Here is a 1,025-nt window from a genome sequence, read left to right on the forward strand (position 1 = left end):
CTAGAGCGCGATGCGTTTAATCTGACGCATATCCTGCATGTTTGAGGAAGTTCCAGCATTCCTCGGGTGTGTAGAGATCGCAGATGTTGCCGACGGCGCGCCATAGATCGTCGATCGTCCTGGCCTTGATGCGCCGCAGATGCGCTTTGAGCTTGGCGAAGGCCATTTCGATCGGATTGAGATCGGGGCTGTAGGGGGGCAGGAAGACGAACCAGGCGCCGCGCTCCTTGAGGATCGCCTTGGCCAGCTCGCTTTTGTGGCTCGACAGATTATCGAGGATGACGACATCGCCGGGGGCCAGGGTCGGCGCGAGCTGCGTCTCGACATAGGTTTCGAAGATCTTGCGGTTCATCGGCGCGTCGATGATCCAGGGTGCGGTCAACCCGTCATGACGAAGCGCGGCGATGAACGTCTGCGTGCCCCAATGGCCGAACGGCGCACGCGCCTTGAGCCGCTCGCCCTTGCGTGCCCGGCCGCGTAGTCGGGTCATCTTGGTGGTCGTTGCCGTCTCGTCGATGAACACCAGCCGGTGCGGCTCACGGGCCATCCGCGGCTGGCGCCCGCGTCGCCATGTTCGCCTTCGCTCGGCAACGTCAGCGCGCGCGGCTTCGTCGGCCAGCAGCGTTTTTTTTGACGGTATAACCCGCCGCCAGAAGCAATCGCGAGAGCGAGGTGGTATGTGCCACGACACCGCATTCGGCTTCCAGCAACGCTGCCAACTCCGACATGCTCATGTCCGGTTCGGCTTCAACCCAGCCGATCAGCCGCTCCCGATAGGCCGCCAGCTTCCCGCTGCCGCGCGGGCGACCCTGACGCGCCGGCGCAAGCGACCCGGTCTGCGCCATGCGCTGCGCCAACCGCACACCCGTGCTCGCGCTGACACCAAAACGACGGGCCGCAGCGCGACGCGACTTGCCCAGCGCAACATCCCCGTAAACTCGCTCCCGAAGATCAATCGAATGCGCTTTACCCATGATCCACCTCCGATCACGGTGAATCACATCTCAAAGAAAAAGGGAATCCAT

Annotated in this window: 1 protein-coding gene; it reads right to left on the bottom strand. The window is 63.0% G+C overall.

The annotated features are described in order from the left end of the window. Nucleotides 1-16 precede the first annotated feature (16 nt). A protein-coding gene (locus U1839_RS26765; protein ID WP_332806605.1) for an IS630 family transposase occupies nucleotides 17-974 on the bottom strand; the annotation gives its coding sequence in 2 pieces (ribosomal slippage) (nucleotides 17-653 and nucleotides 652-974; 960 coding nt in all). Between the last annotated feature and the right edge of the window lie 51 nt (nucleotides 975-1,025).

Origin of the sequence: Parasphingomonas halimpatiens (assembly GCF_036663795.1) — a bacterium.
GTDB lineage: Bacteria > Pseudomonadota > Alphaproteobacteria > Sphingomonadales > Sphingomonadaceae > Sphingomonas.